Origin of the sequence: Enterobacter sp. BIDMC93, assembly GCF_001037805.1 — a bacterium.
GTDB classification, from domain to species: Bacteria; Pseudomonadota; Gammaproteobacteria; order Enterobacterales; family Enterobacteriaceae; genus Enterobacter; species Enterobacter hormaechei_C.
In genome coordinates this window covers 948,858-963,551 of the sequence record NZ_KQ089962.1, presented here as the reverse complement: position 1 = coordinate 963,551, position 14,694 = coordinate 948,858, and the positions used below count along the sequence as shown (strand labels likewise).

The 14,694-nt window shown below is 55.2% G+C and carries 15 protein-coding genes; 5 read left to right on the top strand and 10 right to left on the bottom strand.

The window, feature by feature from the left end:
- Window positions 1–176 precede the first annotated feature (176 nt).
- On the top strand, window positions 177–1,427 hold the full coding sequence (gene codB / locus SK58_RS04560) for a cytosine permease (protein ID WP_017693905.1): 1,251 nt from the start codon (window positions 177–179) through the stop codon (window positions 1,425–1,427).
- Complete coding sequence (locus tag SK58_RS04555; RefSeq protein WP_048219433.1) at window positions 1,417–2,709, top strand: cytosine deaminase; 1,293 nt, start codon at window positions 1,417–1,419, stop codon at window positions 2,707–2,709. Before codB ends, SK58_RS04555 begins: the two co-directional genes overlap by 11 nt.
- An 89-nt stretch (window positions 2,710–2,798) precedes the next feature.
- Here SK58_RS04555 and nanQ read toward each other — a convergent pair whose 3' ends face one another.
- From nanQ to zapE, 10 genes are all read right to left on the bottom strand, one after another.
- Window positions 2,799–3,266: an N-acetylneuraminate anomerase gene (gene nanQ / locus SK58_RS04550; protein ID WP_023295505.1), complete on the bottom strand. Its 468-nt coding sequence runs from the start codon at window positions 3,264–3,266 to the stop codon at window positions 2,799–2,801.
- The gene (locus tag SK58_RS04545; RefSeq protein WP_015571999.1) at window positions 3,266–4,138 is read right to left on the bottom strand and encodes an N-acetylmannosamine kinase; all 873 of its coding nucleotides are present in this window, start codon (window positions 4,136–4,138) and stop codon (window positions 3,266–3,268) included. Before SK58_RS04545 ends, nanQ begins: the two co-directional genes overlap by 1 nt.
- A gap of 88 nt (window positions 4,139–4,226) precedes the next feature.
- Window positions 4,227–5,717 (bottom strand): MFS transporter, encoded by a 1,491-nt coding sequence (locus SK58_RS04540; protein WP_015572000.1) that lies wholly within the window; start codon window positions 5,715–5,717, stop codon window positions 4,227–4,229.
- Window positions 5,718–5,779: 62 nt separating this feature from the next.
- Window positions 5,780–6,673 (bottom strand): N-acetylneuraminate lyase, encoded by an 894-nt coding sequence (gene nanA, locus SK58_RS04535; RefSeq protein WP_048219432.1) that lies wholly within the window; start codon window positions 6,671–6,673, stop codon window positions 5,780–5,782.
- A gap of 122 nt (window positions 6,674–6,795) precedes the next feature.
- Complete coding sequence (gene nanR, locus SK58_RS04530; RefSeq protein WP_017382717.1) at window positions 6,796–7,578, bottom strand: transcriptional regulator NanR; 783 nt, start codon at window positions 7,576–7,578, stop codon at window positions 6,796–6,798.
- A gap of 102 nt (window positions 7,579–7,680) precedes the next feature.
- Window positions 7,681–8,178, bottom strand: coding sequence for a ClpXP protease specificity-enhancing factor (gene sspB, locus SK58_RS04525; RefSeq protein ID WP_026080566.1), 498 nt, complete (start codon window positions 8,176–8,178; stop codon window positions 7,681–7,683).
- Window positions 8,179–8,183: 5 nt separating this feature from the next.
- Window positions 8,184–8,822, bottom strand: coding sequence for a stringent starvation protein SspA (gene sspA, locus SK58_RS04520; protein ID WP_003860438.1), 639 nt, complete (start codon window positions 8,820–8,822; stop codon window positions 8,184–8,186).
- A 307-nt stretch (window positions 8,823–9,129) separates the two neighbouring features.
- Complete coding sequence (gene rpsI / locus SK58_RS04515; RefSeq protein WP_003860436.1) at window positions 9,130–9,522, bottom strand: 30S ribosomal protein S9; 393 nt, start codon at window positions 9,520–9,522, stop codon at window positions 9,130–9,132.
- A 15-nt stretch (window positions 9,523–9,537) separates the two neighbouring features.
- Window positions 9,538–9,966 (bottom strand): 50S ribosomal protein L13, encoded by a 429-nt coding sequence (gene rplM, locus SK58_RS04510; protein ID WP_003860434.1) that lies wholly within the window; start codon window positions 9,964–9,966, stop codon window positions 9,538–9,540.
- A gap of 289 nt (window positions 9,967–10,255) precedes the next feature.
- On the bottom strand, window positions 10,256–11,380 hold the full coding sequence (gene zapE / locus SK58_RS04505) for a cell division protein ZapE (protein ID WP_015572004.1): 1,125 nt from the start codon (window positions 11,378–11,380) through the stop codon (window positions 10,256–10,258).
- A 189-nt stretch (window positions 11,381–11,569) separates the two neighbouring features.
- On the opposite strand from zapE, the gene zapG reads away from it, so the two are divergent.
- The 3 genes from zapG to degS all read left to right on the top strand — a co-directional run bounded on the left by zapG (window position 11,570) and on the right by degS (window position 14,666).
- The gene (zapG, locus tag SK58_RS04500; protein WP_003860432.1) at window positions 11,570–11,968 is read left to right on the top strand and encodes a Z-ring associated protein ZapG; all 399 of its coding nucleotides are present in this window, start codon (window positions 11,570–11,572) and stop codon (window positions 11,966–11,968) included.
- A 170-nt stretch (window positions 11,969–12,138) separates the two neighbouring features.
- Window positions 12,139–13,506 carry a serine endoprotease DegQ gene (gene degQ, locus SK58_RS04495; protein WP_015572006.1) on the top strand — a complete coding sequence of 456 codons (1,368 nt, stop codon included), beginning with the start codon at window positions 12,139–12,141 and terminating at the stop codon, window positions 13,504–13,506.
- Between the two features lie 92 nt (window positions 13,507–13,598).
- Complete coding sequence (degS, locus tag SK58_RS04490) at window positions 13,599–14,666, top strand: outer membrane-stress sensor serine endopeptidase DegS (RefSeq protein ID WP_003860430.1); 1,068 nt, start codon at window positions 13,599–13,601, stop codon at window positions 14,664–14,666.
- Window positions 14,667–14,694 lie beyond the last annotated feature (28 nt).

Genomic DNA, 14,694 nt, shown 5'->3' with positions numbered 1-14,694 from the left:
TCCCCGGCAGAAGCATAAAGCGGAACGCTGGGGAGCCTGTTTTCAGTAGCCTACCCTTAAGTTAATGGTGCCTTTTTAAGCAAAAAAGCAGCGTAAATCCCGACGTAAACGTTTGCTTTCGTGAAAAAAATGTATATTATGCGGCGGATTTTTTGGCCAAAATTCAAGGAGGCATTGTGTCGCAAGATAACAATTATAGCCAGGGCCCCGTCCCTCTGGCGGCGCGGAAAGGCGTGGTTCCACTCACTTTTGTGATGTTAGGGTTAACGTTTTTTTCCGCCAGTATGTGGACCGGAGGCACGCTCGGTACCGGTCTTTCCTATAATGATTTCTTCCTCGCAGTTCTCTTCGGCAATCTCCTCCTCGGTATTTACACTGCTTTTCTTGGCTACATTGGCGCAAAAACCGGCCTCTCAACCCATCTTCTTGCGCGTTACTCGTTCGGTATAAAAGGTTCCTGGCTTCCCTCCATGCTTTTAGGCGGTACGCAGGTAGGGTGGTTTGGCGTCGGCGTAGCGATGTTTGCCATCCCGGTGAGTAAAGCCACGGGCATCGACGTGAACATCCTGATTGCAGTTTCCGGCCTGTTGATGACGTTAACCATTTTTTTTGGCATCTCGGCACTGACGATTTTATCCATCATCGCCGTACCCGCTATCGTCATCCTGGGTAGCTACTCCGTCTGGCTGGCGGTGGACGGCGTGGGAGGATTGGACCACCTCAAATCCATTGTGCCGCAGACGCCGCTCAACTTTTCCAGCGCGCTGGCGCTGGTCGTAGGCTCGTTTATCAGCGCAGGCACGCTGACCGCCGACTTCGTCCGCTTTGGCCGCAATGCCAAAGGTGCCGTTCTGGTGGCGATGGTGGCATTTTTCCTTGGCAACTCGCTGATGTTTATCTTCGGTGCGGCAGGCGCTGCCGCCGTAGGACAGGCCGATATTTCTGACGTGATGATCGCCCAGGGACTGCTGCTGCCGGCCATTGTCGTTCTTGGCCTGAATATCTGGACCACCAATGACAACGCGTTGTACGCCTCTGGTTTGGGTTTCGCCAATATTACTGGCCTTTCCAGCCGTACGCTGTCGGTGGTTAATGGCATTATCGGTACGCTGTGCGCGCTGTGGCTATACAACAACTTCGTTGGCTGGCTGACCTTTTTGTCGGCAGCGATTCCGCCGGTTGGCGGGGTGATTATCGCCGACTACCTGATTAATCGCCGCCGCTATGCCAGCTTCGACCACGCAAAATTTGTGTCCGTTAACTGGATTGCCATTTTCTCGGTCGCCCTGGGTGTTGCTGCCGGGCACTACATTCCGGGAATTGTCCCCGTTAACGCAGTATTGGGTGGCGTCTTCAGCTATTTGGTGTTAAACCCATTCGCCAAACGTACCCTTGCTAATCCTTCGGAGGTTTCCCATGCAGAATAATTCCCTCACTATCCGTCAGGCCCGTTTGCAGGGGCAAGAGGGTTTATGGCAAATCACGATTGAGGACGGACGCTTCAGCCGTATCGATCCTCAGGAAACCGCCTCTGCGCCAGTCGGTCAGGTGCTGGACGCCGAATGCGGGCTGGTTATCCCTCCTTTCATCGAGCCGCATATCCATCTGGATACAACGCAAACGGCGGGTGAACCGAACTGGAACCAGTCCGGCACGCTTTTCGAGGGAATCGAGCGCTGGGCCGAACGCAAGGCGATGCTTACCCACGAAGACGTTAAAACTCGCGCGATGCAGACCCTGAAGTGGCAAATCGCCAACGGCATTCAGTACGTACGTACACACGTTGACGTCTCGGACCCCCCCCTTACGGCACTGAAAGCCATGCTGGAGGTGAAGCAGGAAGTCGCCCCGTGGGTCGATATGCAAATTGTGGCATTCCCGCAGGAAGGCATTCTTTCTTATCCGAACGGTGAAGAACTGCTTGAGGAAGCCGTGCGTTTAGGGGCGGATGTCATCGGCGCAATCCCCCACTTTGAATTTACGCGTGAATATGGCGTTGAGTCGCTGCATAAAACGTTTTCCCTGGCCAGAAAGTACGACCGACTGATCGATGTCCACTGTGATGAAATTGATGATGAACAATCGCGCTTCGTTGAAACCGTTGCCGCACTGGCACATCGTGACGGAATGGGTTCACGCGTGACCGCCAGCCATACCACGGCGATGCACTCCTATAATGGCGCGTATACGTCCCGACTGTTCCGCCTGTTAAAAATGTCAGGCATTAACTTCGTGGCAAACCCGCTGGTTAACACGCATTTGCAGGGCCGTTTCGATACCTATCCCAAACGCCGAGGCATCACACGCGTCAAAGAAATGCTTGAAGCGGAGATCAACGTCTGCTTTGGTCATGACGACGTTTTCGATCCGTGGTATCCGCTGGGAACCGCGAATATGCTTCAGGTTCTGCATATGGGGCTGCACGTTTGCCAACTGATGGGTTACGGGCAAATAAATGATGGGCTTAACCTGATCACTACCCACAGCGCGAAAACGCTCGATTTGCAGGACTATGGCGTGCGCGTTGGGAATACAGCAAACCTGGTGATTCTCCCGGCAGAGAATGGGTTTGATGCAGTTCGTCGCCAGACGCCGGCACGATACTCTGTTCGCCACGGCAAGGTGATTGCCGAGACGGTGCCCAGCCAGACAACCTTGCACCTGACGCAGCCGGAAGCGGTGACGTTTAAGCGCCAGAATATCGAATAACATTGCCGGATGGCGGCTGCGCCTTATCCGGCCTGCAAATTACGTTATGCCCGCAGGCCTGATAAGCGAAGCGCCATCAGGCCTATAAACTACGTATCCAGCAAGCGGGCGCGTACCTTCACCACGACTTTCTTTATCTCGCCTGGCTCAAGGATTGCGCATCCTGGCTTATGTGGCTCTCCCGGCATAAATACGGCGCACATCCCCGGCCGGAGGGTGACACACTGTTCACCTGCAATCTCACTGCACAACTGATAATCTTCTTCAGGATGAAAATCTTCACGCTGGCGTGCCGAGCCCGTCACGCCAAAGAGGATGCGCTCTTCTCCCGTCAATAACACCTGGATATCAATATATTGCTCATGCAGTTCCGCTTTCTTCTGGTCTGGAAACTGCGTGGCAAACGTCATCACGTTCATGAAGATATCCTCACCGCGAAGCTCATAACGTCCTGCCGCTTTTTCCAGCGGACGGGCAGCCAGCGCGAGGGTTAGCGCCTCCAGAAGAACGGGATGCAACCCCGTGGAGGGAAGCGTCCGAATCTCACCAAAAAACATCATCTTTCTCCCTGAGCTAACAGCGCCGCGCCCAGTAAGCCCGCATCGTGTCGATAGTGCGCGGCGGTTAATTCAACGTGATAAACAGAAGGATGCTCCTCAAGATACGCGCGGACCCGCGCCAGATACCCTCCTGCCAGCCCGATGCTGCCGCCAATCACCACGCGCTGGCAGTCCATCACCGCTTTCGTGTCGGCAATAAGCCGCGCAAGTACCTGTGCAGAACGTTGGACTAGTTCCGCCGCCTGTTTATTTCCCTCTGCCGCGCGCGCAAAAATCGTTTTTGCATCGCATCCTGCAAGCTCTCCCCTGGCTGCGGCGGCAATACCGCGACCAGACGCGATGGCTTCCACGCACCCCACGCGACCACAGCCGCATTGCGGGCCGTTTGGATCGGCGAGCGTATGCCCAAGATGCCCTGCCAGTCCGCCGCTTCCGGTCACGAGTTTCCCGTTACTGACTACGCCGCCCCCCACGCCCGTTGAAACAGTCAGGAATACCATGTCTTTAATTTCCTTCGCACTAACGTGATATTCCGCCCATGCCGCAGCCTGAGCATCATTGATCGCCAGGGTCGGCAAACCAGCAATGTCTTCGAGCGTCTGCACCAGCGGAAAATGGTGCAATCCTCCGAGATTTTGCGGGTTAATCGCCAGCAGATTGCCGTCCTGAATGATTCCGGTTGAGGCAATGGCCGCACGCGTTGCCTGGGTCTGTAACGGCTTGACCAGCTCAGCCAGCGCCTCACGCAGTGCGTCAGGCGTCTTACTGGCGGGCGTAGGGCATTCGCGTCGCGCGTGGATCTGTAAACCGTCATCCACCAGGGCGGCGGCAAGTTTAGTTCCACCTATGTCTATCGCCAGTGTCGTCATAGCACCGCCCCGCTCGGAAATGTTTTTATCCCGTTGTGACATACTTCATCCCTTACGAATGTGCCCGGTACAGGTCCGGGCAAGCGGATTAACTTTTGCTTTTCGCTAAAGCGCTTTTATCGCCGCCAAACGGGACGGCTCCGCTGAAAGGTTTACCGTCAATAGCGTCATGCGTACGCAGGGCTTCTGGCCTGATCCAGCGCTGAACGCGGGAGGGCATATCCAGACCAATAAGCAAGATCACCACAAACGTCAGGCCAAAGGAGAGCGATCCCAGGGCCGTGCCCAGCGCCATATCCTGCGACAGCAGCGCGCCAATCACCGGGGCAATCGCGCCGCCCAACGCGCCAACGTTGTAGGTAAAGCCCAGACCCGCCGCACGCTGGTCGGTATCGAAATAGCCGCCGATGAGTTTGGGTAAGATCCCGGAGATCCCCTGCCCCAGCATCTGCTGGAAAAAGAGTAACAAGCCCAACACCCAGACATTGGCGCCGCCGATCGCAAAGACGGGAACAATCAGGAGCTGTGAGGCCAACAGGCTACAGACATAGGCCTTGCGGGTGCCAAGCCAGTCACCGAGAAAACCACCCACGCAGCAGCCTACTGCCGCGCCGAAGCCGCTAAAGAACAGCACCTTCGCCACCGTTGAGGGATCATAGGCCAGGTCGGTTTTCAGATAAGTGGGTAATAGCGCCTGAATCGGCCAGGAGTAGAGAAAGGCGAAGAGTACGACAACCATCAACGTGACGCCCGTCGGCCAGCGTTTACCGCTGCTTTGCACCATAAAGCTGATAAAGACGATGGCGCACAGCAGGCCGAGAATAACGACCAGCCCCGCGTTGTTGAGTTCGCCTGCAAAACAGAACCACAGCGCCGTACCGGCAAACAGCGTCATCGCCATATTGATGACGCGGTATTTGCCGCGATACAGAATATCAACCATGGTGCGCACCGGGGCTTTGCCTTCGTGCTTCGCTTTCCAGTCCTCAGCTTCCGGAATATTTTTCCGCAGCCACAGGGCAAAGACGATGGGCAGAATGCCGATAAAGAACAGCGCCCGCCAGCCCCAGACGGGCACGACAAGGCTGTAGACCTGGGCCGCAACCACGGCGCCGACGGAGAAACCGGAAATCAGAAAACCACTCGCCTTGTTGCGCAGGTGCTTTGGCCAGCTTTCAATCACATAGGTTGCGCTGGAGCCATATTCCCCCGCCATCCCCATGCCTATCACCATGCGGGCGATAAACAGGGTGACGTAACCCGGCGCAAAACCGCAGGCCAGCGTACCGCAGGAAAAGAGCACGATGCTGGTGATCATCGCCAGCTTGCGGCCATAGCGGTCGCCCATGGCGCCCAGCAGCAGGCCGCCGAACCAGCGCGATATAAAGGCCGCCGAAATCAGGCTCGCCGCTTCCACTGTCGTCAGGGCAAACTCGCTTTTTATTTCTGTCAGGACTAAGGCTATCAATACAAAATCGAAGCCATCAAGCAGATATCCCAGCCAGGCGGCGGAGAAGGCGCGCCACTGAGGACGGGTAAGATGGCGGTACCACGGGATGCTTTGGGTAGACTTACTCATTTCACTCTCCCGACGATTTCTCTGTCGTTTTGCCGGATGGCGGCTGCGCCCCCGGCTATGCGTTAGCGTTTTTCCGCCATTAGCTGCTCCGCCAGCGCTTTCAGCGCTGGCACGAATTTTTCATCCACAGGGGCAAACGGCTTACGGCACAGCGGCACGGATACCACGTCCATATAGTGCAGAACCGTTTTCAGACCACGGAACACCCCGGCTTTAATCAGCAGATCGATCACCTTGTTGCATTCGCTTTGCAGGCGCTGTGCGGTGGCGTTATCCCCTTCACGAACCGCTTTAGCGATCGCCTGGTAGCGCCAGCCCATAATGTTGTAGGTGCTGCCGATCCCCCCGTCCGCGCCGGCCAGCAGGCCGGAGGCGAAGATCTCGTCATAACCGTTGTAGAGCACCAGATCCGGATGTTCACGACGGATCTGCTCCATCTGGAAGAGATCGCCGGAGGTTTGCTTCAGCGCGCCGACGCCAGGCAGCGTTACCAGCGTGTTGATCTGATCCAGCGTTAACTTAACGCCGCTTAGCGCAGGGATGTTATAAACCACCATCGGCAGACCATCCGCCGAATCAATAATTGCACGGTAATGATCGCAATGTTCTTCAAAGCTAAAGGGATAGTAAAACGGTGTGACGGCGGACACAGCGTCAAAACCGACGCGGGCGGCGGCCATGGCTAACTGCTGGCTTTCCGCCGTGCTGACGCAGCCAACATGGGCGATGAGCGTGATTTTCCCCTTCGCCTCTTCCGCCACAATCTCCATCACCTGCTCTCGTTCCGAAAGGCTCTGTACAAAGGCCTCTCCCGTTGAACCGCCGACGTACAGCCCATCGATACCCTGTTCAATATTGAACCGCACCAGACGGCGCAGGCTTTCTTTATCCAGCATCTGCTCAGAGTTAAACGGGGTCAGGAGTGCGGCCATTACGCCGCGTAATTGCGTTGCCATAGTTACCTCAATCGATCGTGTGTTTGTTATAACGACATACCTTTATACCTGTTATACCATATCAATTAAGCAGCAGTAGAATACAGAACGCTTATATTGCGATCTGCTTCACTAAAGGATCGTTATTTTTTGGCTTTTGAATGCTGGCCGAAAGCGTGCCAGGTGGCGGAGACGCTGTTAAGGTGAGTTTGCAACGCCCGATCCGCTTCATCGGGATCGCGGCGGCGGATCGCATCCACAATTGCGATATGCTGGCGATAGCTGACTTCATTATGCTGATAAAGCTCTGCGTCCGGCACTTTAGGACGCGCCGCAATTAACCAGTCAAGCAGCGCAACGTGGATCGCATTGAAGATCGGATTGCCGGGGATCTCCGCCAGCACGCGGTGAAAATCGACATCGGAACGAATAAATAGCGTGTTGTCATCCAGGGACTGGCTGTTGATCTCCAGGGCTTTCGTGAGCTGCGCAATCTGATCGTCAGTGGCATATTCTGCGGCATAACGAACAAGGCTGGATTCAAAGAACAGGCGAAGCTGCTCGAAATGGGCAATACCGCCGGGCTGGGTCAGAAAGTCTTTCGCCATTCCCGACAATTCACTGATGATGGTATCGGCAGACGGCATGGTTACGCGGGCACGTTCACCGTTGTTAATCTGCACCAGCCCTTTACGCTTTAGCGCCGCCAGCGCTTCGCGCACCGAGGGGCGACCCACGTTGAAGAACTCCATCAGTTCGCGCTCGGAGGGTAACTGCTCTCCCTGGGCAAATTCCTTCCGACGGATCATCTGCTCCAGCTCTTCTTCCACCATATCAGACAGTTTTTTGCGCGCCAGCGGCCGACGGCGCAGGCTGCGACCAATGGTTTCATCAGAGTTTTCAGCTTTAAGATCAGTCGGTTTCATTGCAGTCCGGTGCCATTGAAGGAAAACAGTTCATCATAACACAGGAAATTAGAGGGGGCGAAAAGGGACCGAAAGCAAAACAGGCCCGTCGGGCCTGTTTGTTTATTTCACAACGCGCAGTGCGGGACGACCACCGCGTGGTGGTGGCTCGTCATCCGGATCGGTGTCGTCATTATGATCGGGTTTATCGCCATCGATGACAGACATTACCGTGTCGCTTTCGCGTTCATCGGATGCCTCATCATCATTCAGGCTGGCAACCTCTTCATCATAAGCCGCTTCCGGCTCAAACATGGTGCCCGCACCGTTTTCACGGGCGTAGATAGCCAGCACAGCTGCCAGCGGCACGGAAACCTGACGCGGCACGCCGCCGAAGCGCGCATTAAAGCGCACTTCGTCGTTCGCCAGCTCCAGGTTACCCACTGCGCGTGGCGCAATATTCAGTACAATCTGTCCGTCGCGCGCGTATTCCATTGGAACCAGCACGCCCGGCAACGTCACATCCACAACCAGGTGCGGCGTGAGCTGGTTATCCAGCAGCCATTCATAGAAGGCGCGCAGCAGATACGGACGGCGTGGTGAAAGTTGTGACATTTCCACAGTCATTAGCCTCGGCCGAGACGCATTTCACGTTCCGGTTCAGTTAAAGATGCCAGGAAAGAGTCGCGCTCAAAGACGCGAGTCATGTAGCCTTTCAGCTCTTTCGCGCCAGGGCCGCTGAACTCTACGCCCAGGGTTGGCAGACGCCACAGCAACGGAGCCAGGTAGCAATCCACCAGGCTGAACTCGTCGCTCAGGAAGAAAGGCTTTTGACCAAAGACTGGCGCGATTGCCAGCAGCTCTTCACGCAGCTGTTTACGTGCAGCATCCGCTTCAGAAGAGGAACCGTTGACGATAACGTTCATCAGCGAGTACCAGTCTTTCTCAATACGCTGCATGTACAGGCGGCTTTCACCACGCGCAACAGGATAAACAGGCATCAGCGGCGGATGCGGGAAACGCTCATCCAGGTATTCCATAATGATACGGGATTCCCACAGGGTCAGCTCGCGATCCACCAGCGTCGGTACGCTTTGGCTCGGGTTGAGATCGATCAGATCCTGAGGCGGGTTATCCTTTTCCACATGCTCGATCTCAAAACTGACACCCTTCTCGGCCAGCACGATACGAACCTGATGGCTATAAATGTCAGTAGGACCAGAAAACAGCGTCATTACCGAACGTTTGTTGGCAGCGACAGCCATGAAAACCTCCAGGTATATTCAGAATTTTTACTGCTACCAGCCCAACGGGGCCAGCCAGATGATGTATCGCCCATCCCAGAGAAGACACATTGTTCAAGAATCGAACAAAAATCGAGTATTCACCGATATTTGGGCAGAAAATTGGATGATAGTTTACCAGATTTTGATGGCTTTGTGGTGAGGGGATTCCGGAAATGTGGAAAAAGAGAAGATATATGAAATGTTACTGTGGATAACCTGCGCATTATCCATAAAAAAACCCGCCGAAGCGGGTTTTTCGCCAATCGTTCTGCGTAAGCAGAATGGATTAACGTTTGGAGAACTGTGGACGACGACGTGCTTTACGCAGACCCACTTTCTTACGTTCAACCTGACGAGCGTCACGAGTAACGAAGCCAGCTTTACGCAGTTCAGAACGCAGGGATTCGTCGTACTCCATCAGCGCGCGGGTGATACCGTGACGGATCGCACCTGCCTGACCGGAGATACCACCACCTTTAACGGTGATGTACAGATCCAGTTTTTCTACCATATCAACCAGTTCCAGCGGCTGGCGAACTACCATGCGGGCAGTTTCGCGACCGAAGTATTGTTCCAGAGAACGCTGGTTGATTACGATTTTACCACTGCCCGGTTTAATGAAAACGCGAGCTGCGGAACTTTTGCGGCGACCAGTGCCGTAGTATTGATTTTCAGCCATTGCCTATAATCCCGATTAGATGTCAAGAACTTGCGGTTGCTGTGCCGCGTGGTTGTGCTCGTTGCCTGCGTAAACTTTCAGTTTACGGAACATAGCACGACCCAGCGGGCCTTTTGGCAGCATGCCTTTAACCGCGATTTCAATCACACGCTCAGGACGGCGGGCAATCATCTCTTCAAAGGTCGCTTCTTTGATACCACCGATGTGGCCGGTGTGGTGGTAGTACATTTTGTCAGTACGCTTGTTGCCGGTAACAGCAACTTTGTCAGCGTTCAGAACGATGATGTAATCACCGGTATCAACGTGCGGAGTGTATTCCGCTTTATGCTTACCGCGCAGGCGACGAGCCAGTTCAGTAGCCAGACGGCCCAGAGTTTTACCGGTCGCGTCAACAACATACCAGTCGCGCTGTACGGTTTCTGGTTTAGCTGTAAAAGTTTTCATTAAAAGCTTACCCAAATAATAAGTTACACGTTGGTGAACACCCAAACGTTTAGTCAGTTGAGGTTCACACGACAAAGTCCGGCAAACCTACCCCTTCGAATAGCACATGCCGACACATAGAAAGTTTCGGGAAAAAAACCTTCTCGTAACGTGGGGTCGCAAGATTATAGAGAAGTTGAGGTCAAAGATCGACCCTTAAATGTGATTTGGAATGGGTTTTTCGGGGTCAGGTATTGTGCGGTCTGGTGCCCTCACCCCCAGCCCCTCTCCCACAGGGAGAGGGGAGCATTTATGGCATATGCTCACGCTTGAGGTACTCTTCGCTCTGCATCTCTTGCAGGCGCGACAGGCAGCGCTGGAACTCAAACTTCAGGCGCTCGCCCTGATAAACCTCATATAAAGGCACTTCGGCGCTGACCACCAGCTTAACGTGGCGCTCGTAAAACTCATCTACCAGCGCGATGAAGCGGCGCGCTTCGCTCTCCATGAGTGGGGTCATAACGGGCACATCCCACAACATAACGGTATGGAACAGACGCGAAAGTGCAATGTAGTCATGCTGGCTGCGGGCGTCCACGCAGAGCGTTGCAAACGAGACGGCCAGCGTCTGGTTTTCTACGCCAAGCGTCGGCAACGGACGATGATTAATCTCCAGCGCTGGCGCGTTACCCCGCGGCGCTCCCGCCAGCGCCAGCCACAGTTTATCCATCTCGCGGGCTGTGTCGGCGTTCAACGGCGAAAGCCACAGGTGTGCCTGCGTTAATGTGCGCAGTCGATAATCGACGCCGGCATCGACGTTCATGATGTCGCAGTGCTGTTTGATAGCATCAATGGCCGGCAGGAAACGCGCCCGCTGGAGACCATTGCGATAAAGCTCATCCGGCGGGATATTGGAGGTCGCCACCAGAGTGATCCCACGCGCAAACAGCGCTTTCATGAGGCCCCCCAACAGCATGGCATCCGTAATATCGGAAACAAAGAACTCGTCGAAGCAGAGCACGTCCGTTTCCGCCTTAAAGCGATCGGCCACAATGTCCAGCGGGTCGGTTTCGCCCTGGAGCGCCGTCAGCTCTTCATGGACCCGCAGCATAAAACGGTGAAAGTGCAGGCGCTGCTTACGCGTGCCGGGCAGGCTCTGGTAGAACATGTCCATTAGCCAGGTCTTACCCCGCCCAACGCCGCCCCACATATATAAGCCACGAACCGGTGCGTTTACCGTGGGCTCTTTTTTGCCCAGTAAACGGCCGAATGCCGCCTTCAGCCCACTGCTCTGCACCGCATCGGCGGGTTTCGCCAGAAGTTCCTGATAAATCGTGTCCAGGCGGTTAACCGCTTCACGCTGGACATCATCCGGCTGGTGTGTGCCCTCGCTCAGGGCCAGTTGGTAACGCGATGAAGGGGACAGGTTTTGCATGATGTTGTTGTTATTCCTTTAGTTAAACCTCACCAGCGCGCGTGGCTGATGAAAAAAAGGCCGTTCTACACTACGCGATGATACGTCAGGATTCCACTTCTGCGGAAATAGCGGTTATAGTGGCATAATCAGGCACAGGCAGGAGCCGAGCCAACACCCTACGGAACAACAAGACAACGGGAGAAGTTCATGACCTGGGAATATGCGCTAATCGGTTTAGTCGTCGGCATCATCATTGGTGCTGTGGCCATGCGTTTCGGTAACCGCAAATTGCGTCAGCAGCAGTCACTGCAATACGAACTGGAAAAGAACAAAGCTGAACTGGAAGAATATCGCGAAGAGCTGGTCAGCCACTTTGCCCGTAGCGCTGAGCTGCTGGACAACATGGCGACAGATTATCGCCAGCTCTACCAGCACATGGCGAAAAGCTCCAGCAGCCTGCTGCCGGAAATGACCGCGGAGACCAACCCCTTCCGCAATCGTCTGGCTGATTCTGAAGCCGGTAACGATCAGGCTCCGGTTCAGATGCCACGCGACTATTCAGACGGCGCGTCCGGCCTGCTGCGCGGTGGCGTAAAACGCGATTAATCGCACAACCTGAATAAATTTTACGGGCGTACCTTATGCGCCCGTCCTTTCTTCCCGTCCCCAGCTATTATTTAGTCAAACACCTCATTGTTCAGCGGTTGAAAATTCAATAACATCAAGATGTTTTTGGGGCCGTTCTTTTTCATTCCAGGATACGAGAGTCAGCATCAATGAAGAAAAAAAACCAGCTGTTGAGCGCCTTAGCGTTAAGTGTCGGGTTATCTCTCTCGGCGTCCTTCCCCGCCAGTGCGGCACTGCCTTCGCAGGTGCCTGGACAAGAAGCCATTCCCAGCCTTGCGCCGATGCTTGAAAAAGTCCTGCCTGCGGTAGTCAGCGTTCAGGTGGAAGGGACGGCACGCCAAAGCCAGCGTATTCCTGAAGAGCTGAAGAAATATTTTGGCGAAGACGCGCCGGATCAGCAGGCTCAGCCGTTTGAAGGCCTGGGCTCAGGGGTGATTATCGACGCGGCTAAGGGCTATATCCTGACCAATAACCACGTGATCAGCCAGGCCGATAAAATCAGCGTTCAGCTGAACGATGGTCGGGAGTTTGACGCCAAACTGATCGGCGGTGACGATCAGAGTGATATCGCCCTGCTACAGGTGCAAAACCCCAGCAACCTGACCCAGATCGCCATTGCAGATTCCGATAAGCTGCGCGTCGGTGATTTTGCCGTCGCAGTCGGTAACCCGTTCGGTTTAGGCCAGACCGCCACCTCCGGGATTGTCTCCGCCCTGGGGCGCAGCGGCCTGAATCTCGAAGGGCTGGAAAACTTCATCCAGACCGATGCCTCCATCAACCGGGGCAACTCCGGCGGTGCGCTGCTTAATCTGAACGGTGAGCTGATCGGCATCAACACCGCTATCCTCGCGCCAGGCGGCGGCAGCATCGGGATTGGTTTTGCCATTCCGAGTAACATGGCGAAAACCCTGTCTCAACAGCTGATTCAGTTTGGCGAGGTTAAGCGCGGTCTGCTGGGCATCAAAGGCATGGAGATGAGCGCCGATATCGCCAAAGCCTTTAAGCTCAACGTCCAGCGCGGGGCGTTTGTCAGCGAAGTGCTGCCCAACTCAGGCTCTGCGAAAGCGGGTGTGAAATCCGGCGACATTATTGTCAGCCTGAACGATAAACCGCTGAGCAGCTTCGCTGAATTACGATCACGTATTGCCACCACGGAGCCGGGCGCTAAAGTGAAGCTGGGCCTGATCCGCGAGGGCAAACCACTGACCGTGGAAGTGACGCTGGACAAGAGCACCTCCTCTTCCGCCAGCGCAGAACAGATCTCCCCTGCTCTACAGGGCGCTACGCTGAGCGACGGTCAGCTTAAAAACGGCACGAAAGGCATTACCGTCACTACCGTTGAGAAGAGCAGCCCGGCCGCGCAGGCAGGTTTACATCAGGACGACGTGATCGTGGGCGTGAACCGCACTCGCGTGCAGTCTATTGCCGAAATGCGTAAGGTGCTGGAGAGTAAACCGGCGGTCATTGCCCTGCAAATTATCCGTGGCAACGACACTCTCTACATTTTACTGCGTTAACCATTTGCGACTCCGGACATCGCCGCTGCGTGTGATGTCCGGATAACTCATGTTATGCTGCAAACCGTTCCTTTTTTAACGACACACGCATCATGCTTTTAAAGCTCTTTCGTTCAATTGTCATTGGTTTGATCGTTGCCGGTCTGCTGCTGGTGGCTATGCCATCGTTACGCCAGTTCAACAAACTGTCGGCTCCTCAGTTCGACAGCACGGATGAAACGCCTGCGACGTACAATCAGGCGGTACGCCGTGCCGCCCCCGCCGTGGTTAACGTCTATAACCGCGGGCTTAACAGTTCCGCTCATAACCAGCTGGAGATCCGCACGCTCGGTTCCGGTGTGATCATGGATGACCGGGGCTACATCATCACCAATAAACACGTCATTAACGATGCCGACCAGATTATCGTCGCCTTGCAGGATGGCCGCGTGTTTGAAGCCCTGCTGGTGGGGTCGGACAGCCTGACCGATCTGGCGGTGCTGAAGATCAACGCCACGGGCGGTCTGCCGACTATCCCGATTAATCGCAAACGCACGCCGCACATCGGCGATGTGGTGCTGGCGATCGGTAACCCGTACAACCTGGGCCAGACCATCACTCAGGGGATCATCAGCGCGACCGGTCGTATCGGCCTGAACCCGTCAGGGCGGCAGAACTTCCTGCAAACCGATGCCTCGATCAACCACGGTAACTCCGGCGGTGCGCTGGTGAACTCTCTGGGCGAACTGATGGGCATTAACACCCTCTCCTTCGACAAGAGCAACGACGGCGAAACGCCGGAAGGGATTGGCTTTGCCATTCCGTTCCAGCTGGCGACCAAGATCATGGACAAGCTGATCCGTGATGGCCGCGTGATCCGTGGCTACATCGGTATTGGCGGGCGTGAAATCGCGCCGATGCATACGCAGGGCGGTGGTATCGATCAGATCCAGGGGATTGTGGTCAACGAAGTGGCGCCTGGCGGCCCGGCGGCCAACGCAGGTATCCAGGTGAACGACGTTATCCTTTCCGTCAACGGTACGCCAGCGGTCTCTGCGCTGGAAACCATGGACCAGGTGGCTGAGATTCGCCCGGGCTCCATCATCCCTGTTGAAGTCATGCGTAATGACAAGAAGCTGACGATTCAGGTCACCATCCAGGAATACCCGGCCACTAACTGACGGGCATAAAAAAACGGAGCTTAACGCT